We start from the raw sequence: 23,062 nt of genomic DNA on the forward strand, positions 1-23,062 counted from the left end.
ACGTTCACTGAGCGCTACGCGCCTTCGCCACACGGGAACCGGTGGGGCGCCCCAGCACGGTACAAATTTGCTGGCCGGCCAGAATCAGCGCATCCAGGTCGATTCCGGTTTCGATCCCGAGGCCGTTGAGCAGGTAAACCACGTCCTCGGTGGCGACGTTACCGCTGGCGCCCTTGGCATAAGGGCAGCCACCGAGACCGGCGATGGAGCTGTCGAACACCGAGATGCCTTCCAGCAGGCTGGCGTAGATGTTGGTCATGGCCTGGCCATAGGTGTCGTGGAAGTGCCCGGCCAGTTTGTCCCGCGGCACATCGGCCGACACCACGTCGAACATCTTGCGCGTGGCGCCAGCGGTGCCCGTGCCGATGGTGTCGCCCAGCGACACCTCGTAGCAGCCCATGGCGTAAAGCTCCCGTGCGACCCGGGCGACTTGTTCGGGCGCGACGTTACCTTCATAGGGACAGCCCAGCACACAGGACACGTAACCGCGCACGCTGACGCCGTGCTGTCTGGCGGCATCCATGATGGGAACGAAGCGCTCCAGGCTTTCGCTGATCGAGCAATTGATGTTGCGCTGGGAAAACGCTTCCGACGCCGCGGCGAATACCGCGACTTCCTTGACCCCGCAGGCAAGGGCATCTTCAAAGCCGCGCAGGTTGGGGGCGAGGGCGCCATAGGTCACGCCCGGCTTGCGCTGGATCTGTGCGAACACCTCGGCAGACCCCGCCATCTGCGGCACCCACTTGGGCGAGACGAAACTGCCGACTTCTATATAGCCAAGGCCCGCGGCCGTCAGTGCATCGACCAATTGCACCTTGTCGGCAACGCTGATGGGTTGGGCTTCGTTTTGCAGACCGTCGCGGGGGCCGACTTCGACCAGGCGTACGTGGGTTGGAAGAGACATGGGATTCGACCTGTGCTGATTGTCTGAATGCTGAGAAAACCCTGTGGGAGCGAGCTTGCTCGCGATGGCGGTAGCACATGCGACATCGTTGTCGACTGACCCAATGCTATCGCGAGCAAGCTCGCTCCCACAGAGGATTGTGTAGGCCTATTGAAGCGATTCCTGACTCTTGAGGGTTTGTTCCAGCGCCTGCACGCAACGATCTTCAGCGGTATCGAGCTCCAGTTTCATCTGTTCGATGTCCAGTAGCTGCTGTTCCAGCTGTTCCCGGCGCTCGCTGATTTTTCCCAGCATGCTGTGCAGTTGCTTGGTGTTACCGCTGGAAGGATCGTAGAGCTCGATCAGCTCGCGGCATTCGGCCAGGGAAAAGCCGATGCGCTTGCCCCGCAGGATCAGCTTCAGACTAACCTTGTCGCGGGGTGAGTAGATGCGTTCCTGGCCACGCCGTTCGGGGCTGAGCAGGCCTTGTTCTTCATAGAAGCGAATGGCCCGGGTAGTGATGTCGAGCTCGCGGGCGAGGTCGGAAATGCTGTAGGTCTGGCTGCTCATGGGCGCGCTCGCAAAAGGTCATGGCGCTAAGCTAATGGCAGGTTGACGTTTACGTCAAGGGGCAGGGATTTTCGGTGTCTTTGCGGGCCTCTTCGCGGGCAAGCCTCGCTCCTACAAGATCCCCGCCGCCTGTAGGAGCGAGGCTTGCCCGCGAAGAACGATAATGCGGTGTAGAGCCCTACACCTTCTCCAGCTTCTTCTCCTGCGCCGTCACCTGCTGGCACAACTCGATCATCTGCTCGCGCATCCAGCGGTTCGCCGGGTCCTGGTCGGTGCTTTCGTGCCAGTAAAGGTGGGTTTCAACCGGCGGCACATCGTTGACTGGCAGATAAAAGGCGTGCAAATCGTTTCGACGCGCGAAGCGTTCTGGCACGGTCATGACCATGTCGGTCTGCTGCAACACTTGCGAGGCCATCAGGTAATGCTGGGAGCGCAGGGCGATCTTGCGCTGGATGCCCATTTTGCCCAGGGCCAGGTCGACATGGCCCAGGCCGCTGCGACGGCTGGAAATGTGGATGTGGGTCAGTCCCAGGTAATCATCGAGGGTGAATTTTTCCTTGCCCGCCAGCGGGTGCCCCTTGCGCATGGCGCACACGTAACGGTCCTCCATCAACTTGACGTGGCGCACCTGCGGGTCGGTGTTGAGCGGCGCGTCCACGGCGAAGTCGAGTCGGCCGGCGGCCAGCTCCTTGGTGGTCTCGCGGCGCTTGGACAAAAAACTTTCGATGATCACTGTTGGCGCAAGGCGGCGCAGGCGCTGGAACAGCGGCGGCAGGATCACAGCTTCAGTGAGGTCGGTCATGCTGATGCGGTAGGTCTTGACCGCCTGCAGTGGATTGAAGATGCGGCTTTCCTGCACCGAAACGCGCAGCAATGAAAGCGCGTTGCGCACCGGGCCGATAATGTTTTGCGCCATGGGTGTTGGCACCATGCCCTGGGCGGTGCGCACGAACAGCGGGTCGTTGAAAGTCTCGCGCAGTCGGGCCAGCGCGTTGGACACAGCAGGTTGGGTAATCCCGACAATCTGCCCGGCGCGGGTCAGGTTGGCCTCGGTGTAGATCGCGTCGAAGACGATGAAAAGGTTGAGGTCGACCTTGCTCAGATTCATTGCGCTGCACTCTTATTTTAGGTGGTCTCGATCAGTCGATCATATATCGGTGATGAATGTTTATACACGCCGAGAATAGGCTAGGTAAATTTTCATAGCTGTTCTAGCATCGATTGCATGACCTAAACAACCTCCTGCAAGAAGGTAGCTGCCCATGGATTTCGCTTATTCGCCCAAGGTGCAAGAACTGCGTGAGCGCGTGACCGCGTTCATGGACACCTACGTCTATCCCGCCGAAGCGGTATTCGAGCGCCAGGTCGCCGAGGGCGACCGCTGGCAGCCGACCGCGATCATGGAAGAACTCAAGCTCAAGGCCAAGGCCGAAGGCCTGTGGAATTTGTTTCTGCCTGAGTCCGAGCTCGGCGCCGGCCTGACCAACCTCGAATACGCGCCGCTGGCGGAAATCATGGGGCGTTCGCTACTGGGGCCTGAGCCGTTCAACTGCTCGGCACCGGACACGGGCAACATGGAAGTACTGGTGCGCTACGCCAACGAAGAACAGAAGCAACGCTGGCTCGAACCCTTGCTGCGCGGCGAGATTCGCTCGGCGTTCGCCATGACCGAACCGGACGTTGCGTCCTCCGACGCCACCAACATGGCCGCCCGTGCCGAGCGCGACGGTGACGAGTGGGTGATCAACGGCAAGAAATGGTGGACCTCCGGTGCGTGCGATCCGCGCTGCAAGATCCTGATCTTCATGGGCCTGAGCAATCCCGATGCACCGCGTCATGCGCAGCACTCGATGATTCTGGTTCCGGTGGATACCCCTGGTGTGAAAATCCTGCGTCCGCTGCCAGTGTTCGGCTATGACGACGCACCCCACGGTCACGCCGAAGTGCTGTTTGAAAATGTTCGGGTGCCGTACGAAAACGTTCTGTTGGGTGAAGGACGCGGCTTCGAAATTGCACAGGGCCGTCTGGGCCCGGGGCGGATTCACCACTGCATGCGTTCGATCGGCATGGCTGAACGAGCGCTGGAACTGATGTGCAAACGCTCGGTGAACCGCACCGCGTTCGGCAAACCCCTGGCGCGCCTGGGCGGCAACATCGACAAGATCGCCGATTCACGGATGGAGATCGACATGGCCCGCCTGCTGACGCTCAAGGCGGCGTACATGATGGACACCGTCGGCAATAAAGTGGCGAAGAGTGAAATCGCGCAGATAAAGGTGGTGGCGCCGAACGTGGCCTTGCGCGTGATCGACCGGGCGATCCAGATCCATGGCGGGGCAGGGGTGTCCAACGATTTCCCGCTGGCCTACATGTATGCCATGCAACGCACCCTGCGCCTGGCCGACGGTCCGGATGAAGTGCACCGCGCGGCAATCGGCAAGTTCGAGATCGGCAAGTACGTGCCTAAAGAAATGTTGCGCAGCAGTCACTAGGGTGACAGCTGTATCGCGGGCCCGATCCGGGCCCGCGTTCAATCCACGGTGGGCAGCCCGTAGAACGCCCGCGCGCAAGCCGTACTGTGGGCGGCCAGGTCTTCCTGGCTTTCCCCGCGGTGCAAGGCCACCTCACGTAACACTTCCGTCAGATACGCCGGCTCGTTGCGACCGTTTTTCGGTTTGGGGCGAAGGCTGCGCGGTAACAGATACGGCGCATCGCTCTCCAGCATCAACCGCCCGCGCTTGATCTCCTTGACCAAGGGGTGCAAATGCGTGCCCCGGCGCTCATCGCAGATCCAACCGGTAATGCCGATGTGCAAATCCAGGTCCAGGTAACTGAACAGCGCTTTCCTTTCGCCAGTGAAGCAGTGCACCACGGCCGCCGGCAATTGATCGCGGTAGTCACGGAGGATCTCCAGCAGGCGCTGGCTGGCATCACGCTCGTGCAGGAACACCGGCATTTGCAGTTCGACCGCCAGCGCCAGGTGTTCTTCGAGGACTTTCTCTTGTTGCGCACGCGGTGAAAAATCGCGGTTGAAATCCAGGCCGCATTCACCCACCGCGACGATATTCGCCTCCTTCAGCAGACTGCGCAGACGACGCGCGCTGTCGGCATTCCAGTCGCTGGCCGCGTGGGGATGAACACCGGCAGTGGCGAACAGCCGTTGCGCTGTTGCGTCCAGTTGCTGGCACAACTCCAGCGCCTGTTCGCTGCCCTCGACATTGGTGCCGGTGAGCACCAATTGGCAGACCCCGGCGGCATAGGCGCGGTCCAGTACAGCCTGGTGCTTGTCGGCAAAGCTGGGGTTGGTCAGGTTGACGCCGATATCGATGAGTTGCATGGTGCTACCTCGGGCCCAGGGCCGCAAAGCATATCAGAGCTCTGGATTTATAAGAAAAGCCAAGAACTACAACGGGTTATCGCTGTCTCTTAATGTCGCGAACAAGTCTGGGTGGTGGCGATGCCATCATTGTGCCAGTCTTTCGCGCGTTGCCAGCGCTTAGAGCGCTCTGTTTCTGTCGCTTGATTGCGTGATCCCATTCATGCGGTCGACCTGAATTCTTTGCGGAGAGTGGATGATTCGTCCCTCGGTTTTGCTACTGCTGTGTTGCTCGCTGCTGCTGCCAATGTCGGCGGTTGCGCGGCTGCCCGGGCCGCTGCAAGCCGTACCGGCGACCAAAGTCCGTGACCTGACGGACATCCGCAGCAGTCGCGTGCTGCGAGTGCTGGTCAACCAGAGCCGCAACAGTTCCGGCGAAGTCCAGGGTCAGGCCATAGGCGTCGAGTACCATCGCTTGCGCGCTTTCGAGCAATACCTCAACGGCCACGCCCGCGACGGCCAGGAAATCACCCTCAAGATCATTCCCAAAGCCAAGGATCAACTGCTCGGTGCGTTGCAGCGCGGGGAGGGCGACCTGGTGGCCCCTGGCGAGTTGCTGGACCTGCAGCCGGGCTTCGCCGTCAGCAGCAGTGAACCGGTTGCCAGTAACATCCCGTTGGTGCTGGTGGGGATCAAGGGTGAGCGTCGGTACACCCGTCTTGAACAGCTGTCAGGTAAAACCCTGGCGCTGCCCAACGGCAGCGCCGCCGGTGACGCCATCAGCCAGATCAATCAAAAGCTGGCGCTGCATAAACTGCCGCCCGTCAAGATCGAGTGGGTCGACCCGAGCCTGGCGGTCGAGGACGTGCTGGAGATGGTCCAGGGCGGGATCTTTCATCTGACCATCGTCGAACAACCGATTGCCGAACGTTGGGGCAAGATCCTGCCGAAATTGCGAGTCGATCGCCAAGTGATAATCAGCGAGCCAGGCGAAGAGTTCTGGTTCGTGCGCCGCGACGCGGCGATGCTGCGGGCCAGCATCGATCGTTTCCTGGCGGGCTATAAAAAACCATCGGACCAGGATGCCGCGTTCTTGCGCATCTATCGACGCCAGTACCAGGTCCACTATCCCCTGGCCAAGGCTGACCGCCAGCGCCTGGAAAAGCTGCGGCCGGTGCTGCAAAAACATGCGAGCGCCCAAGACATGGACTGGCTGAACCTGGCGGCGCTGGCGTTCAAAGAGTCCGGCCTGCGACCCGCGGCCCGCAGTGGCGGCGCGCCGACCGGCCTGATGCAGATCACGCCTTCAGCGGCACAACGTGTGGGTGTGAGCAACATTCAAGACCTGGATGCCAACGTGCAGGCCGGGGCCAAGTACCTGGCGATGATTCGCCGCAAGTTCTTCGCCAGCCCCAAGCTTAATGAACGCGAGCGCATGGCCTTTGTGCTGGCGGCCTACAACATCGGCCCGGAGCGGGTGCAAGGGATGCGCGCGGAAGCCAGGCGACGCGGGTTGAACCCCAACCAGTGGTTTTTCCAGGTTGAGCGCATCGCCATGGAGCAGGTGGGAATGGGACCTGTCAGCTATGTTAATAGCGTGAACAAGTATTACCTGGCGTTCGATCGGGAGCGGGAGTCGTTGGAGCCCCAAGGGCAAAAAGTTGCCCTTCGTAAATGATCGAATAAACTGATTGTTATTGCGGGTTTTTTGCGCTTTTAACATGAGATTTACTGATTAATATAGCGGCCAACCAACACACACTCTCAAGGGATGTCAAAGCATGAGCACACTGATCAACAAGGTATTGTTTACCCGCGCTGGCTACGGCCTGACTGTTTTGCGGATTTTCGTCGGCATCATCTTCGCTGCCCACGGTGCGCAAAAACTCTTCGGGGCATTCGGTGGCTATGGTCTGGCGGGAACCGCGCAGTACATGGAAAGCATCGGCCTGGCACCGGGCTACCTGATGGCGACGCTGGCGGGCGGTACCGAGTTCTTTGGCGGTCTGGCATTGATCATCGGCTTGCTGGCACGTCCGGCGGCGCTGGGCCTGACCTTCCTGTCACTGGTGGCGATTTTTACCGTTCACATCAGCAACGGCCTGTTCATGGCCAACAACGGTTATGAATTCGCCCTGGCGTTGCTCGGCGGCAGCATCGCGGTGCTGATCGAAGGGGCCGGCAAGCTGTCGGCGGACCGCGCCATCGCCGGGTAACGGTTTTCCAAGCAGATAAAAAAATGCCCATATCGTCAGATACGGGCATTTTTTGTTGGTGCATCAGAACCCGAATTTGTCGCGCAATCCGTAGTACCAGGCACCCAGCGCAGCGAAGGGGGTGCGCAGCAGTTGCCCACCCGGGAACGGGTAGTGGGGCAGGTCGGCAAAGGCGTCGAAACGTTCAGCCTGACCGCGCAATGCCTCGGCCAGGACCTTGCCCGCCAGGTGCGTGTAGGTGACGCCGTGGCCGCTGCAGCCCTGAGAGTAATAGATGTTGTCGCCCAGTCGCCCGACCTGAGGAAGACGCGACAGGGTCAACAGGAAATTGCCGGTCCAGGCGTAGTCGATTTTCACATCCTTGAGCTGCGGGAAAGCCTTGAGCAGCTTCGGACGAATGATCGCTTCGATGTTCGCCGGGTCCCGTGCGCCATACACCACGCCACCGCCGAAAATCAGACGCTTGTCGCCGCTCAGGCGGTAGTAGTCGAGCAGGTAGTTGCAGTCTTCGACGCAATAGTCCTGGGGCAGCAGGGTTTTCGCCAACTCATCGCCCAAGGGCTCGGTGGTGATCACCTGCGTGCCGCAAGGCATCGATTTGGCCGCCAGCTCCGGCACCAGATTGCCCAGGTAGGCGTTGCCCGCCACGATAATGAACTTGGCCCTGACCTTGCCCTGTGGCGTGTGGACGACCGGGCTGGCACCGCGCTCGATGCGCACCGCCGGCGACTGCTCATGAATGGTGCCGCCCAACGACTCCACAGCCGCCGCTTCGCCCAGTGCCAGGTTGAGCGGATGGATATGCCCGCCACTCATGTCGAGCATGCCACCAACGTATTGATCGCAAGCCACGACCTCGCGGATGCGGCGCTGATCCATCAACTCCAGCTGCGTATGGCCGAAACGCTCCCACAAACGCTTCTGGGACTCCAGGTGACCCATCTGTTTGGCGGTGACGGCAGCAAACATACCGCCGTCCTTCAAGTCGCATTGAATGTTGTACCTGGCCACCCGATCACGAATGATCTGCCCGCCCTCGAACGCCATCTGCCCCAGCAACTGAGCCTGACGAGGGCCGACACTGCGCTCGATCACATCGATATCGCGGCTGTAGCTGTTGACGATCTGTCCACCATTGCGCCCCGACGCACCGAAACCCACCCTGGCCGCTTCCAGCACCGTCACCCGAAAGCCGTGCTCCAGCAGGAACAGGGCCGAGGACAGCCCGGTATAACCGGCCCCGATCACGCAGACATCAGTCTCAACCTCACCCTGCAAAGACGGACGCGGCGGCACCGCATTGGCCGATGCGGCGTAATAGGACTCTGGGTAAGGGGTGTTCGCCATCCTGAAGCCTCTGTTTAATAAATTTAACGTGTGCGTTGATCCTACCCGAGTTGAAAAACCGCCGCCAGCCACCGGAAAATCTTCTTTGCAGCAGCAAAATTAAATATTTTGCATATTCATAGGGTTAGCGCGAAAAAAGGTGTTGACACCCTCCCGGAATTCCGTAGAATGCCGCCTCACAGCAGGCACGTAGCTCAGTTGGTTAGAGCACCACCTTGACATGGTGGGGGTCGTTGGTTCGAGTCCAATCGCGCCTACCAAACAAAATCCGCTCTGCTGGGCGGTCTGGAAGGGCTCACCGAAAGGTGGGCCCTTTTTTGTTATCTTGGATTTCATGCAGAACGTTCACAAAATATCGGGTTCGTTCACACTGGGCAATGTGAACGCCGTAAGCGTCCGTACTTGGGGTGAAATTCTTCCTCTACATCTCAGTCCTTTTCACCACCCGTCTTCTCGCTCTTGAGCGCCCTTCCTTGAATTTATACTGTTCGGATATACAGTATATGGTTCGTGCATGATGGAAGACGATTTGATCGATGACACAGGCTTTGAGCTGGGCATGCCTAAGCGCGTGGAGATGCTCCAGCACTACTGCTCGTTACTGGAAGCTGAGCTGGATACGACGCGGCAGGATCTACGCAGAGCCCACGAAACCATAGCTGGGATGATCGTCATGTACCGCGACGGGTCGAGGGAGCTTGCCGCACTGAAGATCGAACACGAGCGTCAGAAGTGGACGCTGAGCGACATCTACAGTCGGGAGAGGAAGCAGGATGCATCGCGGATGGGATATGCATATGGAGATCACACGAATAAAATCGCATAGAACTCAGACTAACCGTGTGAGGGGTAAGCTGCTTCCAAGGAAGCAGCCCAAACCATCAGCTCAGTCCATTATTCAGAAGCGATTTGCGATTCCTGCTTATCCGTGCCGATCAACGGAGGTTCACTCCCAGATGGCAAATCCTCAGCCCTCGACTGAGTAGCCCAGGTGATCTTGGTTATCTCGGAGATGCGGTCAACAATCGGCTTGAGATTCCCGCCAACCTTCTTGAGCATCACGCTCCCCTCGACGGTAAGGCCGTAGAAGTGATCAAGGTCAGACATCTTTTTATGCATCTCGGTCTGCAATTTCTCTAGACGCTTAAGAAGGCGACGTTTGTGCTGATCCTCCAATTCATCGTTATTGGAGATCAGCTGTCGCAGCTCGTTGATAAGCGTTTGGATGCGATTGACATCACCTTCGGTGAACTCATATGCGAATGCGTTTGATACGATTCCTGCGAACTTTCTTTGCAATGATTCCAGCTTGTGATTAGACAGTTGCTCCTCAAGCTCATTCATCACTTCAGTTAAGTAGGCCGCGATTGTTGTACAGGCATGATTGCGATCTCCCTCAATGTTGCCCGACGCTGCGAAGCACTTTATGAGTCCAGCGATTTCCATCGCCTCAATCAGTGCATAACCCTCCATGAGGATCTCATGTGTTTTCGGGCTCCACCCGGAACTACTCTCCACAGCCTCTAAAACGTATTCACAAGCTAAGAATGCCGCCTGTACGGGGTCACCTTGAATGTTTTCGATGATTTCGTCAGGGATGCTCATAGGCCCTCCATGATTGATTTGAAGGGAAGATAAGACAGGTCAAGATAGTTTGTCACCATGAGCAGTAAGGAGATTGCGGATCTGACGCGTAAGGAACACTACAACGTCATGCGCGACATCCGCAAAATGTTGGCGGAGATGGGTGAGGGAGGAGCCCTCAGTTTTGAGGCGTCCTACCTAAGCAAGCAGAACAAGCGGCTCCCGTGCTTCAATCTGCCTCGCCGGGAAGTGGACATCCTGCACACCGGCTAAAACATTCTCTAAGCGTCATAGAGCGCGCATGGACATAGCGATTCACAGAGCAAGGTGCTCAATAGGCGACCCCCGCGGTCAGATGGAGTGCTAAGGTGCCTACGACTGGCGTAGCCGCATGATGGCGTCTGTGATGCCTTGAGCATTCTTGTCCAGCGTTTTCATGGCGGTTGTTGCGTTGATGGCAACACTCGCTACCCCATTCTCAGCGAGCCATTTGGTGACCTCTTCAATGGCGGCATCTAAGACTTCTCTCTGAGTCGCTCCTATAAAGATACGAACTAGAGAGATGTCGGAGAGTGTGGCATTGTGCCATCCACCACACACGGAGGTAATGAGATGGCAGATAACGACGAGAAGAAATGTCCGTACTGTGCGGAGATGATTAAGGCGGAGGCGCTGAAGTGCAAGTTCTGCGGAGAGATGCTGGACAATCCCGGCGGTGGAAAGCATCAGCAAAAAGAGGTGACGAAGTCGGGCAGTAAGGCGGGTACGGTCTTTCTGTGGATCATCCTCACTCCCATAGTGGGCCTACTGGGGATGATGGTCCTAGGAGCCGCGATCAATGCCACGGACACCCCTGAAGACAAAGCTCGGAAAAGTTCGTCGCTGGCCATCGAGCTCTGCTGGAAAGAGGTAAAGGACGATTTGGAAGAGCGTTCAACCCGAAGGATTATGAGAACAGTCTGCGAGAAAATGGAGGACGACCACCGCCGGAAGTACAATCGTGCCCCGTAGATAGGAGCTTTTCTCAAATCCTGGCACTTACCAAACTTTTCAATTTTTTACAGTCGCCCTTGGCGATATCGGTCGTAAATCTGTGGCGGAAATATTAGTGGGGGAGTCTGGAGATTTGCTGAAACCCTGCACTATGTGGTGCAAAGGCGCACGGCCTGAGATACCGCGTGAGGAGTGACCGTGAAGATCAAGCCGTGTGGGTAGCGTTCCACAGTGGCCCACAGTTGGGCGAGTTCAAGAATCTCAATAGCACGGTGGGTGAGGGGGACTGATCGGGTGCCGCTCTTCCCGTCGATCACATCGGCAATGCGGTCATTGAGGTGCAGGCAGTCTTTCGTCAGTTTCAAAATTTCAGATCGCCTCATGGCAGTCTCGTAGGCGAGTTCAACGATGAGCTTCATGGTGGGAGAGAGCTTCGCTAGCAACCGCTCAAGCTCGCTTGCGCGGATCACCTTATCGGAGGACCGATCAGGCTTTGGCAGAGCAATATCACTGACAGGGTTGTGAATGTCGATCAGCAAACCGCGTTTGGCGAATCGATAGAACCGGGACATAAAGGCGAGCTGTGTCCTGCACGTAGAAGGCTTCACCTTCTTCAATCTCATGATCTTGAAGTCATTGATCATCTGCGGTGTGATTTCATGGATTGGCTGCGTGAAGTGCCTGCCTAGATGCTCGACGATCTTCAGTGCGTGGTCGTAGCTGCCTTTGCCCTTCAGCATCGTTTCGCAGTACGTCATGCCCAACGTATAAATGGTGTGGTGCTTGCGATCCATCGTCACGGCTTCGATCTGGTTCGCCCATGACTCTGCTTCTGCTTTGGTGCTGAAGGTTTTCGTCTGGGGAGAATTACCTTTTACCCGTACCTGTGCGTTCCAGTTGCCAGACGGAAGTAAGCGGAAATTGGCCATTTTTGACGCCTCATAATGTGAATGGGCGTTCTGTGAAAGGTAGGAGCACCACGGCTTGCAGCTTGCTCAAGCAGACATTGACATGGTGGGGGTCGTTGGTTCGAGTCCAATCGCGCCTACCAAACAAAATCCGCTCTGCTGGGCGGTCTGGAAGGGCTCACCGAAAGGTGGGCCCTTTTTTTTTGCCTGGGGTTTGGGCAACAGTAGGGAATATTTTGAGCGGCGCCCACCGAGGTACACCCTTCAGGTCAGCTTTGCCCTTCATTTAAAATAATGCGTCATCGCCTTGCCCCGCTTGAGAGCACTCGGTCGTCTTCACGTCCGTGTGATATATCAAGCCCCAAATCTATTCCTGCTCGAAACTCTGTTGCTCATACCGCCAGGCACCGAGTGCCATGATCTCCTGGAAAGTGGGGCTGTCGCCGGCAGGCATGTTTTCATAAGCCTTCGAATCGTCCCGTGCCTGGGCGAATGTCTTGGCCAGGTAGTCCGTCATCACTGCGGTCCAATGCAATTTGGCGTCGATCAGTCCCTCTCGCGCCTTCGTGAGTAGTCGGTCAGGTACAGGTAGTCGAGTCTGGCCGTACCCATTCCAGATGGGAGCCGGCACTGTGACCGTGCTGTTCGTGTGCGATGAGGGCGTACCCATCATCCCGTCGCCTGCCAAGGTTTCCGAGGTACAAGCCTGCATTGAGGAGTGCAGGCCGGCGGGCGCAGAAATCTTCGTCGTAGCGCCGATCTCAGATCCTCTCAGCACGAACAACCAGTTTTCGGCAAGCACCACTACGCACGGACCTGATAAGCCTGCGAAGGAATAGGATCGTGCCTAGTCCGCAAATTCAACGCGCAGGCTCTGTCTACCCTCAGGAAAGTGAAGTAGCATGTGCGCCATAATAATCTAGGCACGACGCCATGCTCTTCACTTCCTTCGAGTTTATTTTTGCATTCCTGCCAGTAGTGTTTGCTGGATTCTTCGTGATAGCTCGTTTTATCGGGCGCGAGGCGGCGGCCGTCTGGCTCGCAGCGGCGTCGGTGTTTTTCTATGGCTGGTGGAGTACTACCTATATTCCACTTCTGCTTGGCTCAATAGTATTTAACTACACGATCGGATACGTCGTGTCGAAATTCAGGGAGTCTAAGTCAAGGATCGCTTGGAGTGCCTTAGTAATTGGCGTAGTCGGCAACCTGTCTCTACTCTGTTATTACAAGTACTCCAATTTCTTCCTTGGTGAGATTGCAAAAGTTATTAGTGCAGATGCTCCTATGTTGCATCTCGTTCTACCGTTAGGTATCTCTTTTTTCACATTTACGCAAATCGCGTTCTTGGTTGACGCGTGGCGCGGTAAGGCGCACGAATACAGTTTCTGGCATTACCTTCTTTTTGTGACATGGTTTCCTCATTTGATCGCTGGGCCGATTCTGCATCATGGGCAAATGATGCCTCAGTTCCGGGACCCTGATGTATATCAGGTTCGCTACAGAAACATCGCGATTGGCATAGTATTGTTTACTGTCGGCCTGAGCAAAAAACTCTTGCTTGCCGACCCAATTAGTGCTTATGCAGATCCTGTGTTCCATGCCGCGTCCTTGGGTCACGATGTTGGGTTTTTCGCCGCATGGGTTGGAGCGCTGGCCTACACACTACAGATATACTTCGATTTCTCTGGGTATTCCGACATGGCTGTCGGATTGTCGATGATGTTCGGCATCAAACTGCCGATTAACTTTAACTCGCCTTACAAGGCGATCAATATCATTGAGTTCTGGAGGCGCTGGCATATGACGCTATCGCAGTTTCTTCGGGATTATCTGTACATTCCGCTTGGCGGCAATCGGCATGGCGAGTCGCGACGGTTGATCAATCTAATGCTGACAATGTTATTGGGTGGACTATGGCACGGCGCCAATTGGACGTTTGTTGTCTGGGGGGCTCTACATGGTGGTTATTTGTGCGTAAACCACGCGTTCAGAAAAATACCAGCACCCTGGCGACTGGAAGGGGTGCTGCCCAAATCTATTACAGGGCCAGCTAGCATTCTGCTGACTTTTAGTCTAGTTATCGTGGCCTGGGTGTTTTTCCGAGCAGATACGGTACATGCAGCGCAGTCAATCATTGAGGGGATGGCAGGACTCCAACAAGAGGCAGACTGGTCGACGATATTCAACGCTCACGAAGCTTTGGTCTTCTCCGCCTACCTCGCCATTTCTCTTGTTTTGGTATGGTTTTTTCCGAACGTGTACGAGTTCATTGAGCTGCTGGAACACAGGTTGTCGCTGCCCGGTGGAGAAAAGGATAAGGTCGTATCCTTTATCTGTGTTTCGTCCTCTATCGTCTGTGTGGCGCTGCTCAGCGCAAGTCTAATGTCTACTTTTGGCACTAGCTTTATTAGCCCATTCCTTTATTTTCAATTCTGATATGAACCTATTTCGAAAATTCGTCTGGTCGTCTGCTATTACTGCTGCCGTGATTGGTTCAGCGTTCTTCGCCGCGTTTAATTTCCAATTTGGTGCACCTATTGAAGCTTCTTACGATGTGGCTAATTGGCGCGTTCTGAAAGAGAACCTTGCAGCAAGCTCAGAAGGCCCGCGAGTGCTTCTGGTAGGTGATTCGAATATTCTTTTTGGGATGGACAGTGCCTATATGCAAAATAATATAGGGCTACCCGTAATAAATTTTGGTATGCACGGAGGCCTTCCGTTCGACTGGATTCTCGAAATGGCCTCGCGCAATACGCGTAGTGGCGATGTAGTCGTCTTGCCGCTGGTTTGGAATTATTACATTAATGATTATAAGGCACCAGAAGACTGGATGATTGATCAGGTGGTAGCCTGGAATCATGAATATTTTGAAGGGCTTAGTTTTTTTAGAAAGCTACAGTATGCAAAATCGATCTCAATCCCAAATCTACGTAGAAACATTGAAGCTAAAATTGGTCGCGAAACTGTTCTAAAAACGAACCCGCTTAGGGTAATAATGACGCCAGACGAAGCGATTGAAAAATACAATAAAACTTCAGCGACCAATCAGGACTTCTTGTATTCATATATCAATATGAACCTGCAAGGCGACATGAAAAATACATGCGGAACGCCAGCTCCGATTAGCGGCAGCAATTACTCGTTGAGTGCGGAGCTGAACGGAAATGCTCTTGAACTTTTGACCGATTTTGTTGCTGCTCAGCGCGAAAAAGGCGTCCGTGTATTTATCGCGGCACCGGTACAAGTTGACGACGGAGCGACCAGATCCGAGAAGTATCAGTTTATGTTGAACAGCCTCTGGAGGAGGCTTGGCGACCAAGGTTTCGACATGCTTGGCACGCCGACTGATTTTTTCTTTCCGGCAAACGCATTCTTTAACACGCCCTACCACCTGAACTGCGGCTCGGATAGAGAACGTTCAGTTCGGCTCAGCGCGCTTCTCAAACCAGCGCTGCAGGACGACAGGTCAGGCGTAAGCACTGCTGACACGAATCGGTAATAGTGTCAATCAGTCCAGTGCCCGCCTCGCGCGGGCTTTTTTTCGTCTGGAAACGATGACTAAAGTAGGGGGTGATCGGGACATTCTCGCGAGAACCCTGCGAAGAGAGGGTCGCAGTGAATTGCTGGCTGGCCATATCGCAGTCGGTTGGACGACTCGTAACAGGGTAAACAACGGCAAGGCCAAGTCCGTGTTGAGGTGAGGGCAATGAAGATGTTTACCAGATACCACACCCGTGCAGCTGCTGGAGCAGGAGTGCCCTGAATTTCGCCTGCGTGAGTGGCGCGAATCCGATCCCTTTCCGCGAGTTTGCCCGGGCGCAGATTGTCTGCTGACCAAGTAATGGCCAGAAAAGTGCCAGATCACACGGGTGGCAGTACGTACTACTACGCTACGACCATCCCAAAAGTTGCGGCCCGGGCTGTGCGAGCGCAACAAACGTTGGGCCTTGGGCGCCATGTACTCTTCAAGGAGGTGCCTTGAATGCCTCGTCGGGTATCCGACACGCGCTGCTCTTCATTGTAAAAACCTTTTCAATCGATCAACATGCGGATAGGAGACAGTGACCTCCAGATGAGGAGGTCGTGACCAAAAGGAAAATGCATGTTTTTTTATCTTCTCATTGGCTCTGTGTTCTGGGCTGCATCAGTTCCTGGATTTTTCGAAAAGAAAGCTTCTGAAAGTTTTATGTCTATTTTGCTTCTGGTTTCAGCATTTATTTTCTGGTTTGTTTGCTCATTTCGTTTTGAAACTGGATTCGATTGGTTGATCTATGAGCAGTATTTTAATGCCGTTCGCAGTTCGGCTTTTTTGGATCTGCCGGTAGATGTGCCCCCCATGGAGCCGCTTTTTTATCTGTTGAACTATATATTGTCTCTGTTTGGAAATTTTCAGCTGCTATTATTTGTTGTAGGGACATTTAATACTTTCTGCGCTGCAAGGTTTTTCTCAAAGTTTGGGATCAATGGGTCTTTCGGATTTGCATTTTGTTTTTGCTGGGTGTTTCTCCCGCTTCAGATGGGTACAATACGGCAGTCATTAGCCGTATCTTTGGTTCTACTATCCATGTGTTACGCAATTGGCCGTGAAAATAAGAAGTCCATTATTTTTTTTGCAGCAGCAGTTGGTTTTCAATATTCTGCATTGTTGTATGCGTTCGTTTTTTTTGATCGAGCCGTTAAATTTTTATTGGCGAAGGTTTGGTGGTTCGTTTTGATTTGTTTAGCGTTTTACCTTGTTGGTGTGGGTGTTGGTCAGCTTGCACTATCTATCGGTTCAACCATGCAGATTCCTTTTTTATCGGAAAAGCTAGCGCTTTATTCGAATTACGGTTTTTCAAAAAGAACTTTGCTTGGTGCCGGATTTCTTGTGCTTAACTGTGTCGTGTTGGTGGCGGCAAAGAAATATATACAAGTGATTGGGCGTCGAGAGTTGATAGCGATTGGGGCTTTGATTTGTCTTGTTGGAGTTCAGGCACTGTTTTTTGATTTTGCGCTCTTGTGGAATCGGATTCAATATCTTGCCTGTTTCTCTCAAGCAGTCATTTTATATTGGATTATGATGGAGTTAGAGGGGAGAAAACGGGTTGCGCTGACTATGGCTGTTATTCCGATAAGCACAGCCGCACTGTTTTTTTTCGTATCCTCTCCGGCAGCGACTACATTCATTCCATATCAGTCATATATAAAACACGCTATTACAGGTGAGGCTGGAGATGGCCGAGATCGGACATATCAGTATTACATGCGTTTCAATGAGCAAGCTCAGCGAACGATTGTAGTGTTGCCATCTTCGACGCCGGCGACCAAGGACTGATCGCCTTTGTGTGCCAAGTCTATATTTGGGATGCATCACGCTCATGGGGGAAATGGCTGGCGAACGGCTTCTCGCCGGAAATCATGCGAATTTTGATAGCTAGTTCATGATGTGCTTGTCCTGGGTCGCCGAGGCAGCTGCCTCGGTTGTCTACTCCTGAAGTAATGCAGTTTGTAAAGCCCGCACTCAAAACGCCAATTCGACGCTTTGCCCCAACCCCGCATCATTGGATATGTTTCAACCCCACCGCATTCCTCGCCAATTTGGCGCGCTCGCTCCAGGCGATAGTGTGGCTGGCCTTGTTCCATCGCACTTTCTTGATGTCGCGGCCAGTGGCTTTTTCAATGGCGTCAGCCATGAGCCGAATGTTGAGCGTGCTGCCCGCGCATTCTCCGTGATACAGGAGGGCCGCCTTCCAGGCTTCCAGGTCACACATGCTCGAGCGTTCGATGATGATGACTTCCTTGGATCCGCTGGCCACAAAATGGATCTCGTAACGTTCCCTCATTGACTTCGGCATCCCCGCCATTCATCTCCATATGAGAAATATTATCATTTGAAGGTGAGGTTTGGATAAGTCCGAATGAAAATCAGTTCGCCTCACGCTGAACTGCAAGCAGCCAATTGCATCAAAGCAGGACAGGCATCCGGGCGTTTCGTGGGTGCATTGAGACAGGAGGGTGGTGATGGGGAGGCGGACGATGATCAAGTTCTTTGCGGCTTACCTGGCCATCTGCCTTTTACTTCAATGGACGATGGTCGAGGCCTCTCCCTGGATTGCCACCCATGTGCTGCTGCGGTGGATGCTGTAGCCGCGTGGGTCAGAAACGGATCCGCCAGGGTGGGCCGGCGCCTTGATACGACGATTCAGGCGTAAGATAGGCAGTGTTATCTCATCTGAAGGAGTCGCATATGATCTCCGACCAAATGAATCGACAGGCATCCGATCACAAGGCTGTGTGGGATCAATATTTCTGCGCCGCGTTGATTGCCGAAAGCAATCTGACGGCACCCGTCGTCGGCGGGGCCACGCATGAAGACCGGCAGAATCTGTTGATTGAACGAGCCAAGGCGCTCGCGGACAAGATGATGGAAAACAGGAAATAACCAGAGCCCAGCCTTCGCGCTGGGCTCTTCACATCTGCGACGTGGCGACCTTGCCTGATCGATTCAGGCAATCAACTCGACTTTACCTGTCGCCAGGCGATAAATGCCCCCGACTATTTTCAACTGGCCCTTGCTGAGCGCGTCAGTGAGCAACGGAGTGGCTTGCTTGAGGCGCTCGATCGAGTTCTTGATATTTTGCACCGTCGCGTTTTCCACCAGGTCGCCGGGATGAGTGCTTACCTGCTCGATAGCGGATTTGAGTGCATCCGTAAGTGCAGGGATCTTTCCGGGGAATACCGTGTGATCCTTGACGGCTTTCACGCCAGCCTCGATGGCGCCGCAGCGCTCATGGCCCAATACCAGGATGAGCGGAGCACCGAGCACGGCCACGCCGTATTCCAGGCTTGCAAGACCTTCGTCCGTGACGAAGTTACCGGCGAGGCGTACGGCGAAAAGATCGCCCCGTGCGGTGTCGAAAGCGTATTCCGGTGCGATGCGCGAGTCGGAGCAACTCAGCACTGCCACGAAAGGGTTCTGACCGGAAACCAGTGCTTCTCGTTCATCCTTGAAATCGTGGGTTTGCGAGTTGCCGCTGACATACCGTTCGTTGCCCTCCATGAGTCTTTTCAGTGCCTCATCCGGGCTGATGACGTTTTTTGGTTTTGGCGGCGCGGAGGTTGTTTCGGCGGCGTGAATTATTCGGCTCGGCAGGGCGCCGGCCAATAGCAGGGCACCTGCTCCTAATCCGGCAAGACGAAGAAAGCGACGACGTTCATTGGCATTTGCTGGCGAGTTTGAATCACAGGATTCACACATGATGTTGTGTACTCAGGGCAATTTCGGTGGGAATGACTGCTATTGGGGTAGTGCTTCGAAGAGCTTCGGCACTGGAGTGTTGGAGTCTAGTAGGTCCGTAACATTATGTTTTACGCGGCCTGCAGAGATGGGCAACCGAACAGGCTTCGGCGAAAAGCCAATCGTCTGGCAGGTGCAAACCATGGGTTCATGGACTACTACTGACAGGCTGATCCGACTTCATCCCTACAGGAGTTTCCCGATGCTGACTCAGTGGTTGCTTGCAGCGATTCATCTTTTGGCGTTTGCGCTTGGATTCTGGGCCGTCCTGGTGCGTGGCACGGCTTTTCGGCGACTGGCTGTCGGTGCAGGAGAGGCTCGCGACGTATTGATGGCAGACAACATATGGGGCATTTCTGCAGTTGTCCTGCTGGTTACCGGCGGCATGCGGGCCTTTGGCGGTTTCGAAAAAGGCACGGATTACTACCTGCACCAACCGTTGTTCCATCTCAAGATGACGTTGTTCGTCCTCATCCTGCTACTGGAAATTGCGCCAATGGTGACGTTGATCAAATGGCGGGTTGCACGGTCGCGTGGCGCGGCTATCGATACCTGGCGTGCGACGCTGTTTGCACGAATCAGTCATATCGAGGCCGTGCTGGTGTTGCTGATGATGGTGGCGGCCAGCGGGATGGCGCGGGGGATCACATTCGGTTGATTGAGGGCGTTCGGGAAAGCGCAGGCAATATTACGCTTGAATCTTTAGCCAGCCGTCGTTGCGGGGCGAACGGGCTGGCTACTGACTGCAACAGGATTCAGGTTTGTGGCTTTTCCGGGGCGGTCAGGCCGGCCTGAATGCGCTGATAAATTTCTTCGCGATGCACTGCGACGTCTTTGGGCGCGTTGATGCCAATCCGGACTTGCTGGCCGCTTACGCCCAGGATGGTGATCGTAATGTCATCACCAATATTTATGCTTTCACCGACTTTGCGGGTGAGTATCAGCATGGTCTTCTCCTTGATTGCTTTGTGGGGCACCTGATTCGGACAGTGCAGAGGTCGGTGTTATGTATAGATTAGTGCGAAGTCTCACGGTTTGGGTGCCTCTTTCTGACGCGCAGATACAGCATTAATTCCCAAGGCGTAACTATACAGAGGCCGCCACTATCATTCTCGTTGTTTTGCGCCCATTTTGCGGCACTCGCGATGTATTCATGAATGCTAAAATCCCCCGCTTTAAGCATTCAGAGGGAAACGCTGTGCGCAAAATGGTCTTGGCAATCGCGGTATTGGTGCTGGCGGGATGCGGTGAGGGCAAGCGCGAGGAGGCACCAAAGCCGCAGCCTGCAGCGGCGGCAACGTCGGCGCAGGTAGCGGGGCCACAGTGGGATCTCGAAGTGCGGGGTGAAACACCTCAGGCCGTCAGCGATCTCAGCGGCTGGCTGATCGAGCACAGCTTCATGTCCAACGTGGTCAGGGAAAATGGCAAGACCCGCATCCTGATGGGGCCTTACAGCTCCAAAGAAGAAGCAGACGCCAAGCAGGCGCAGGTTAATGCCGCGCTGATCAAGGCAAAGAAGCAGAACATTGAAGTGCTGGTGCTGGAGCGCCCGACGGCTCAGTAAGGTACAAGCGGGTGGCTGAAATAACGAAGGCCTGGGGTTCTAACCTCAGGCCTTGTTTTTTTCAGCAAGCCTTTAACCGCAGGCTTTCATGTCGACCGGGCCGACGAACTCGTTGCCGCGCCCCATGACACACGCCACGCTCTGGTTGCGTTGGCGTTCCCAGGCTTGCACCGGGTAGGTCTTGTCCCAGGCCTGGTACAATTGCTGGTCCTGTTTCGACAGGCGCAAGCCATATTGCTTGCTCATGTAGAAATAGGTCCGGGCGATCATGCCGCGAATGGAAGGGCGGGGCATGACTTTTTTCGCCTTGAAGTCGACCTGGGTCAGGCACGAACCGTATTGCCCCGATTGCTCCGGCAGCCAGCCGAAACTGAAATTGCTGCGGTCACCATTGACCTCGCCGATGCTGGGCACCAGGTTGTGCAGGTCGGCTTCGGCCTTCTGGTAGGTCGGGTCGTATCGCGTACAGTTTTTACGCCCGCCCTCCTGCCAGCACTGACGCTGATGCCCGATTGCCCAGGCCGGAACAATGTGTTCCCACTCGATGCGGGCGGCGCGCTTGGCGTTTTTGCGCGGCACGTAACCGCACGCCGCGAGGTTCACCTTGTTACCGGTGTACTTGCAGCCGCAATAAAACTCGGTGGATTGCGGTGCATACAGCTTCCAGGCAACTTTCTTGGCTTCGTTGAAAGTGCGTGGCGCATCCGCCTGGGCGCCCATGGCAAACAACAGGAACAGCAAAGCAAAACAACGGACACTCATCGACTCAGTCTTCCTTCGGCACTACCCAGAAAATCTGCACACCACCGTCGTCGCGATAGGCGAGGGTGACGTTGTCGTTCTCGTCGATTTCTTCGAGCAGGCGTTCCCACTCGTCCACGGGCTCGTCTGGAAGGCGGAAGATCAAGGCGGCCCTGGCTTTTTGAGCGGTGGGGCCGTTGATGATTTTCTGAACGCGCAGGCCCATACGTACGTAGGTGTCTGGTGAGGCGGAGGTGCTGTCCACAGGATTGTCCTTATTAAGCTGTACGTGCATACAGTATTTAACTGTAGGCATTTTCGCAACTGCTTAAAATTCAAGAGAATCCTCTGACAGTGGTTTTTGCCGATTGGTGTAGGGGGAGGAGAGTTTTTTTTGTCAGGCGAGAGTTGGCGAGGGGTGCCCGACCGGAGTCGGTCGGGCGAGCGGCGAATCAATATTCCCAGAACATCCGTTGCAGCTCTTTGCTGTCATTGGTCTTGGTCAGCGCGACCATTGCCAGGATCCGGGCTTTCTGCGGGTTCAGGTCATGCGCCACCACCCAGTCGTATTTGTCGTCAGGCTGTTCGGCGTTACGCAGGACGAAACCACCGGCATTGACGTGGGAAGAGCGGATGATCTGCACCCCGTCCTTGCGCAGGGCTTGCAAGGCGGGCACGACCCGGGAAGAGACCGACCCGTTGCCGGTGCCGGCATGGATGATGGCCTTGGCGCCGGATTGAGCCAGTGCCTTGTAGGCGGTGTCGCCGACGTTGCCGTAGGAGTAGGCGATTTCGACGTCAGGCAGGCTCTCGATGGTCTTGATGTCGAATTCCGAGTCCATAGTGTGACGCTTGGCCGGCAGGCGGAACCAGTAGGATTTTCCTTCAACCACCATCCCGAGGGGGCCCCAGGCGCTTTTAAACGCCTCGGTCTTGATGTTGATCATTTTGCTGACATCGCGACCCGACTGGATTTCATCGTTCATGGTCACCAGCACGCCTTTGCCCCGCGCATCTTTGCTGCTGGCGACGGCGACGGCGTTGTACAGGTTCAACATGCCGTCGGCCGACATTGCCGTGCCCGGGCGCATTGAGCCCACGACAATGATGGGCTTGTCGGTTTTTTCCACCAGGTTGAGGAAGTAGGCGGTTTCTTCCAGGGTGTCGGTGCCGTGGGTGATCACGATGCCATCGACGTCCTTGCTGTCCGCCAGTTCGGCGACGCGACGGCCCAGCTGTAACAGGTTGTCGTTGGTGATGCTTTCGGAGGCAATCTGCATGACCTGTTCGCCGCGAACATTGGCCAATTGGCCGAGCTGCGGAACCGCGGCGATCAATTGTTCGATGCCGACTTTCGCCGCTTGATAGGTGGCGCTGTTGGCGGCGCTGGCGCCAGCACCGGCGATGGTGCCGCCGGTCGCCAGGACCACGACGTTCGCCAGTTTCTGTTGGGTTTCGACTTCTTTTGCCTGAAGGGCAGCGGGCAGGAGCAGCAGGAGGGCCAAGGTGCCCGGGAGAAGGTTTTTCAAAGCAGATGTCATTATTTTTCTCTCTTGTAGTGACGGTGCCGATGCAGGTTCATCTAGATGCGCCCCAAACGGATCTGAACCTTTGGGGTGCTAGAGAAGAGCACGACTCGTACCAGTTACAACTAGAATCAGAAA

At 55.4% G+C, this 23,062-nt stretch carries 27 protein-coding genes, 1 tRNA gene and 1 pseudogene; 14 read left to right on the forward strand and 15 right to left on the reverse strand.

Features of this window, described 5'->3' with window-relative positions; translation table 11 throughout:
- Positions 1 to 4: 4 nt before the first annotated feature.
- The 3 genes from ACA054_RS10740 to ACA054_RS10750 all read right to left on the reverse strand — a co-directional run bounded on the left by ACA054_RS10740 (position 5) and on the right by ACA054_RS10750 (position 2,561).
- Positions 5 to 904 (reverse strand): hydroxymethylglutaryl-CoA lyase, encoded by a 900-nt coding sequence (locus ACA054_RS10740; RefSeq protein ID WP_497689362.1) that lies wholly within the window; start codon positions 902 to 904, stop codon positions 5 to 7.
- A gap of 147 nt (positions 905 to 1,051) precedes the next feature.
- Complete coding sequence (locus ACA054_RS10745; RefSeq protein WP_497689363.1) at positions 1,052 to 1,453, reverse strand: MerR family transcriptional regulator; 402 nt, start codon at positions 1,451 to 1,453, stop codon at positions 1,052 to 1,054.
- Positions 1,454 to 1,631: 178 nt separating this feature from the next.
- Positions 1,632 to 2,561, reverse strand: a complete 930-nt coding sequence (locus ACA054_RS10750) for a LysR family transcriptional regulator (protein WP_497638979.1) — start codon at positions 2,559 to 2,561, stop codon at positions 1,632 to 1,634.
- Between the two features lie 154 nt (positions 2,562 to 2,715).
- Between ACA054_RS10750 and ACA054_RS10755 the strand changes: the two genes are divergently transcribed.
- Complete coding sequence (locus ACA054_RS10755) at positions 2,716 to 3,945, forward strand: acyl-CoA dehydrogenase (protein WP_497689364.1); 1,230 nt, start codon at positions 2,716 to 2,718, stop codon at positions 3,943 to 3,945.
- 38 nt (positions 3,946 to 3,983) lie between these two features.
- Here ACA054_RS10755 and ACA054_RS10760 read toward each other — a convergent pair whose 3' ends face one another.
- A complete protein-coding gene (locus tag ACA054_RS10760) occupies positions 3,984 to 4,790 on the reverse strand; it encodes a TatD family hydrolase (protein ID WP_497689365.1) in 807 nt (268 codons plus the stop codon).
- Positions 4,791 to 5,025: 235 nt separating this feature from the next.
- On the opposite strand from ACA054_RS10760, the gene ACA054_RS10765 reads away from it, so the two are divergent.
- Both ACA054_RS10765 and ACA054_RS10770 read left to right on the forward strand, forming a co-directional pair.
- Positions 5,026 to 6,447: an MltF family protein gene (locus ACA054_RS10765; protein WP_497689366.1), complete on the forward strand. Its 1,422-nt coding sequence runs from the start codon at positions 5,026 to 5,028 to the stop codon at positions 6,445 to 6,447.
- Positions 6,448 to 6,550: 103 nt separating this feature from the next.
- Positions 6,551 to 6,985: a DoxX family protein gene (locus ACA054_RS10770; RefSeq protein WP_497689367.1), complete on the forward strand. Its 435-nt coding sequence runs from the start codon at positions 6,551 to 6,553 to the stop codon at positions 6,983 to 6,985.
- Between the two features lie 63 nt (positions 6,986 to 7,048).
- On the opposite strand, the gene ACA054_RS10775 is transcribed toward ACA054_RS10770, so the two are convergent.
- Positions 7,049 to 8,332: an NAD(P)/FAD-dependent oxidoreductase gene (locus ACA054_RS10775; RefSeq protein WP_497689368.1), complete on the reverse strand. Its 1,284-nt coding sequence runs from the start codon at positions 8,330 to 8,332 to the stop codon at positions 7,049 to 7,051.
- Between the two features lie 183 nt (positions 8,333 to 8,515).
- Here ACA054_RS10775 and ACA054_RS10780 point away from each other — a divergent pair.
- A tRNA-Val gene (locus ACA054_RS10780) sits at positions 8,516 to 8,592 on the forward strand.
- 254 nt (positions 8,593 to 8,846) lie between these two features.
- The gene (locus tag ACA054_RS10785) at positions 8,847 to 9,158 is read left to right on the forward strand and encodes a hypothetical protein (protein WP_497689369.1); all 312 of its coding nucleotides are present in this window, start codon (positions 8,847 to 8,849) and stop codon (positions 9,156 to 9,158) included.
- Between the two features lie 68 nt (positions 9,159 to 9,226).
- Here ACA054_RS10785 and ACA054_RS10790 read toward each other — a convergent pair whose 3' ends face one another.
- Entirely contained in the window at positions 9,227 to 9,937 is a 711-nt protein-coding gene (locus ACA054_RS10790) for a hypothetical protein (RefSeq protein WP_497689370.1), read from the reverse strand.
- Between the two features lie 57 nt (positions 9,938 to 9,994).
- Between ACA054_RS10790 and ACA054_RS10795 the strand changes: the two genes are divergently transcribed.
- Entirely contained in the window at positions 9,995 to 10,189 is a 195-nt protein-coding gene (locus ACA054_RS10795; protein ID WP_497689371.1) for a Rha family transcriptional regulator, read from the forward strand.
- A gap of 99 nt (positions 10,190 to 10,288) precedes the next feature.
- Here ACA054_RS10795 and ACA054_RS10800 read toward each other — a convergent pair whose 3' ends face one another.
- A complete protein-coding gene (locus ACA054_RS10800) occupies positions 10,289 to 10,480 on the reverse strand; it encodes a hypothetical protein (protein ID WP_497690277.1) in 192 nt (63 codons plus the stop codon).
- Positions 10,481 to 10,528: 48 nt separating this feature from the next.
- Between ACA054_RS10800 and ACA054_RS10805 the strand changes: the two genes are divergently transcribed.
- Entirely contained in the window at positions 10,529 to 10,927 is a 399-nt protein-coding gene (locus ACA054_RS10805) for a hypothetical protein (RefSeq protein ID WP_497689372.1), read from the forward strand.
- 143 nt (positions 10,928 to 11,070) lie between these two features.
- Here the strand turns inward: ACA054_RS10805 and ACA054_RS10810 are convergent.
- Together ACA054_RS10810 and ACA054_RS10815 are read right to left on the reverse strand one after the other, a co-directional pair.
- Positions 11,071 to 11,838 (reverse strand): annotated as a pseudogene (locus ACA054_RS10810) (tyrosine-type recombinase/integrase); the annotation flags it as partial.
- Positions 11,839 to 12,184: 346 nt separating this feature from the next.
- Positions 12,185 to 12,334, reverse strand: coding sequence for a hypothetical protein (locus ACA054_RS10815; RefSeq protein ID WP_497689373.1), 150 nt, complete (start codon positions 12,332 to 12,334; stop codon positions 12,185 to 12,187).
- Positions 12,335 to 12,383: 49 nt separating this feature from the next.
- Here ACA054_RS10815 and ACA054_RS10820 point away from each other — a divergent pair, with 49 nt between their 5' ends.
- The 4 genes from ACA054_RS10820 (at position 12,384) to ACA054_RS10835 (ending at position 17,131) form a co-directional block, all read left to right on the forward strand.
- Positions 12,384 to 12,656: a hypothetical protein gene (locus ACA054_RS10820; RefSeq protein ID WP_497690278.1), complete on the forward strand. Its 273-nt coding sequence runs from the start codon at positions 12,384 to 12,386 to the stop codon at positions 12,654 to 12,656.
- Positions 12,657 to 12,750: 94 nt separating this feature from the next.
- Positions 12,751 to 14,253, forward strand: a complete 1,503-nt coding sequence (locus tag ACA054_RS10825; protein WP_497689374.1) for an MBOAT family O-acyltransferase — start codon at positions 12,751 to 12,753, stop codon at positions 14,251 to 14,253.
- A 1-nt stretch (position 14,254) separates the two neighbouring features.
- On the forward strand, positions 14,255 to 15,316 hold the full coding sequence (locus tag ACA054_RS10830; RefSeq protein WP_497689375.1) for a hypothetical protein: 1,062 nt from the start codon (positions 14,255 to 14,257) through the stop codon (positions 15,314 to 15,316).
- Positions 15,317 to 15,919: 603 nt separating this feature from the next.
- Positions 15,920 to 17,131 (forward strand): EpsG family protein, encoded by a 1,212-nt coding sequence (locus ACA054_RS10835; protein ID WP_497689376.1) that lies wholly within the window; start codon positions 15,920 to 15,922, stop codon positions 17,129 to 17,131.
- Positions 17,132 to 17,354: 223 nt separating this feature from the next.
- Here ACA054_RS10835 and ACA054_RS10840 read toward each other — a convergent pair whose 3' ends face one another.
- Complete coding sequence (locus ACA054_RS10840; protein WP_497689377.1) at positions 17,355 to 17,639, reverse strand: hypothetical protein; 285 nt, start codon at positions 17,637 to 17,639, stop codon at positions 17,355 to 17,357.
- A gap of 404 nt (positions 17,640 to 18,043) precedes the next feature.
- On the opposite strand from ACA054_RS10840, the gene ACA054_RS10845 reads away from it, so the two are divergent.
- Positions 18,044 to 18,238 (forward strand): hypothetical protein, encoded by a 195-nt coding sequence (locus tag ACA054_RS10845; protein WP_497689378.1) that lies wholly within the window; start codon positions 18,044 to 18,046, stop codon positions 18,236 to 18,238.
- A gap of 63 nt (positions 18,239 to 18,301) precedes the next feature.
- On the opposite strand, the gene ACA054_RS10850 is transcribed toward ACA054_RS10845, so the two are convergent.
- A complete protein-coding gene (locus ACA054_RS10850; protein WP_497689379.1) occupies positions 18,302 to 19,054 on the reverse strand; it encodes a carbonic anhydrase in 753 nt (250 codons plus the stop codon).
- Between the two features lie 241 nt (positions 19,055 to 19,295).
- Between ACA054_RS10850 and ACA054_RS10855 the strand changes: the two genes are divergently transcribed.
- The gene (locus tag ACA054_RS10855; RefSeq protein ID WP_497689380.1) at positions 19,296 to 19,751 is read left to right on the forward strand and encodes a DUF2214 family protein; all 456 of its coding nucleotides are present in this window, start codon (positions 19,296 to 19,298) and stop codon (positions 19,749 to 19,751) included.
- Between the two features lie 97 nt (positions 19,752 to 19,848).
- Here the strand turns inward: ACA054_RS10855 and csrA are convergent, their stop codons facing one another.
- Positions 19,849 to 20,040 (reverse strand): carbon storage regulator CsrA, encoded by a 192-nt coding sequence (gene csrA, locus ACA054_RS10860; RefSeq protein ID WP_008057174.1) that lies wholly within the window; start codon positions 20,038 to 20,040, stop codon positions 19,849 to 19,851.
- 251 nt (positions 20,041 to 20,291) lie between these two features.
- Here csrA and ACA054_RS10865 point away from each other — a divergent pair, with 251 nt between their 5' ends.
- Entirely contained in the window at positions 20,292 to 20,657 is a 366-nt protein-coding gene (locus ACA054_RS10865) for an SPOR domain-containing protein (RefSeq protein WP_497690279.1), read from the forward strand.
- A gap of 72 nt (positions 20,658 to 20,729) precedes the next feature.
- On the opposite strand, the gene ACA054_RS10870 is transcribed toward ACA054_RS10865, so the two are convergent.
- The 3 genes from ACA054_RS10870 to ACA054_RS10880 all read right to left on the reverse strand — a co-directional run bounded on the left by ACA054_RS10870 (position 20,730) and on the right by ACA054_RS10880 (position 22,939).
- Positions 20,730 to 21,419: an endonuclease gene (locus ACA054_RS10870; protein WP_497689381.1), complete on the reverse strand. Its 690-nt coding sequence runs from the start codon at positions 21,417 to 21,419 to the stop codon at positions 20,730 to 20,732.
- A gap of 4 nt (positions 21,420 to 21,423) precedes the next feature.
- Complete coding sequence (locus ACA054_RS10875) at positions 21,424 to 21,714, reverse strand: DUF1654 domain-containing protein (protein WP_274076545.1); 291 nt, start codon at positions 21,712 to 21,714, stop codon at positions 21,424 to 21,426.
- Positions 21,715 to 21,850: 136 nt separating this feature from the next.
- A complete protein-coding gene (locus tag ACA054_RS10880; protein WP_497689382.1) occupies positions 21,851 to 22,939 on the reverse strand; it encodes an asparaginase in 1,089 nt (362 codons plus the stop codon).
- Positions 22,940 to 23,062 lie beyond the last annotated feature (123 nt).

Source organism: Pseudomonas sp. LBUM1653 (assembly GCF_059716115.1).

Coding starts and splice junctions, on each gene's coding strand:
- ACA054_RS10840 (WP_497689377.1), bottom strand. CDS start 17,639: ATGAGGGAACGTTACGAGATCCATTTTGTGGCCAGCGGATCCAAGGAA.
- ACA054_RS10745 (WP_497689363.1), bottom strand. CDS start 1,453: ATGAGCAGCCAGACCTACAGCATTTCCGACCTCGCCCGCGAGCTCGAC.
- ACA054_RS10755 (WP_497689364.1), top strand. CDS start 2,716: ATGGATTTCGCTTATTCGCCCAAGGTGCAAGAACTGCGTGAGCGCGTG.
- ACA054_RS10880 (WP_497689382.1), bottom strand. CDS start 22,939: ATGACATCTGCTTTGAAAAACCTTCTCCCGGGCACCTTGGCCCTCCTG.
- ACA054_RS10740 (WP_497689362.1), bottom strand. CDS start 904: ATGTCTCTTCCAACCCACGTACGCCTGGTCGAAGTCGGCCCCCGCGAC.
- ACA054_RS10825 (WP_497689374.1), top strand. CDS start 12,751: ATGCTCTTCACTTCCTTCGAGTTTATTTTTGCATTCCTGCCAGTAGTG.
- ACA054_RS10760 (WP_497689365.1), bottom strand. CDS start 4,790: ATGCAACTCATCGATATCGGCGTCAACCTGACCAACCCCAGCTTTGCC.
- ACA054_RS10845 (WP_497689378.1), top strand. CDS start 18,044: ATGATCTCCGACCAAATGAATCGACAGGCATCCGATCACAAGGCTGTG.
- ACA054_RS10815 (WP_497689373.1), bottom strand. CDS start 12,334: ATGACGGACTACCTGGCCAAGACATTCGCCCAGGCACGGGACGATTCG.
- ACA054_RS10750 (WP_497638979.1), bottom strand. CDS start 2,561: ATGAATCTGAGCAAGGTCGACCTCAACCTTTTCATCGTCTTCGACGCG.
- ACA054_RS10775 (WP_497689368.1), bottom strand. CDS start 8,332: ATGGCGAACACCCCTTACCCAGAGTCCTATTACGCCGCATCGGCCAAT.
- ACA054_RS10870 (WP_497689381.1), bottom strand. CDS start 21,419: ATGAGTGTCCGTTGTTTTGCTTTGCTGTTCCTGTTGTTTGCCATGGGC.
- ACA054_RS10805 (WP_497689372.1), top strand. CDS start 10,529: ATGGCAGATAACGACGAGAAGAAATGTCCGTACTGTGCGGAGATGATT.
- csrA (WP_008057174.1), bottom strand. CDS start 20,040: ATGCTGATACTCACCCGCAAAGTCGGTGAAAGCATAAATATTGGTGAT.
- ACA054_RS10850 (WP_497689379.1), bottom strand. CDS start 19,054: ATGTGTGAATCCTGTGATTCAAACTCGCCAGCAAATGCCAATGAACGT.
- ACA054_RS10765 (WP_497689366.1), top strand. CDS start 5,026: ATGATTCGTCCCTCGGTTTTGCTACTGCTGTGTTGCTCGCTGCTGCTG.
- ACA054_RS10795 (WP_497689371.1), top strand. CDS start 9,995: ATGAGCAGTAAGGAGATTGCGGATCTGACGCGTAAGGAACACTACAAC.
- ACA054_RS10875 (WP_274076545.1), bottom strand. CDS start 21,714: ATGCCTACAGTTAAATACTGTATGCACGTACAGCTTAATAAGGACAAT.
- ACA054_RS10855 (WP_497689380.1), top strand. CDS start 19,296: ATGCTGACTCAGTGGTTGCTTGCAGCGATTCATCTTTTGGCGTTTGCG.
- ACA054_RS10835 (WP_497689376.1), top strand. CDS start 15,920: ATGTTTTTTTATCTTCTCATTGGCTCTGTGTTCTGGGCTGCATCAGTT.
- ACA054_RS10785 (WP_497689369.1), top strand. CDS start 8,847: ATGATGGAAGACGATTTGATCGATGACACAGGCTTTGAGCTGGGCATG.
- ACA054_RS10830 (WP_497689375.1), top strand. CDS start 14,255: ATGAACCTATTTCGAAAATTCGTCTGGTCGTCTGCTATTACTGCTGCC.
- ACA054_RS10790 (WP_497689370.1), bottom strand. CDS start 9,937: ATGAGCATCCCTGACGAAATCATCGAAAACATTCAAGGTGACCCCGTA.
- ACA054_RS10770 (WP_497689367.1), top strand. CDS start 6,551: ATGAGCACACTGATCAACAAGGTATTGTTTACCCGCGCTGGCTACGGC.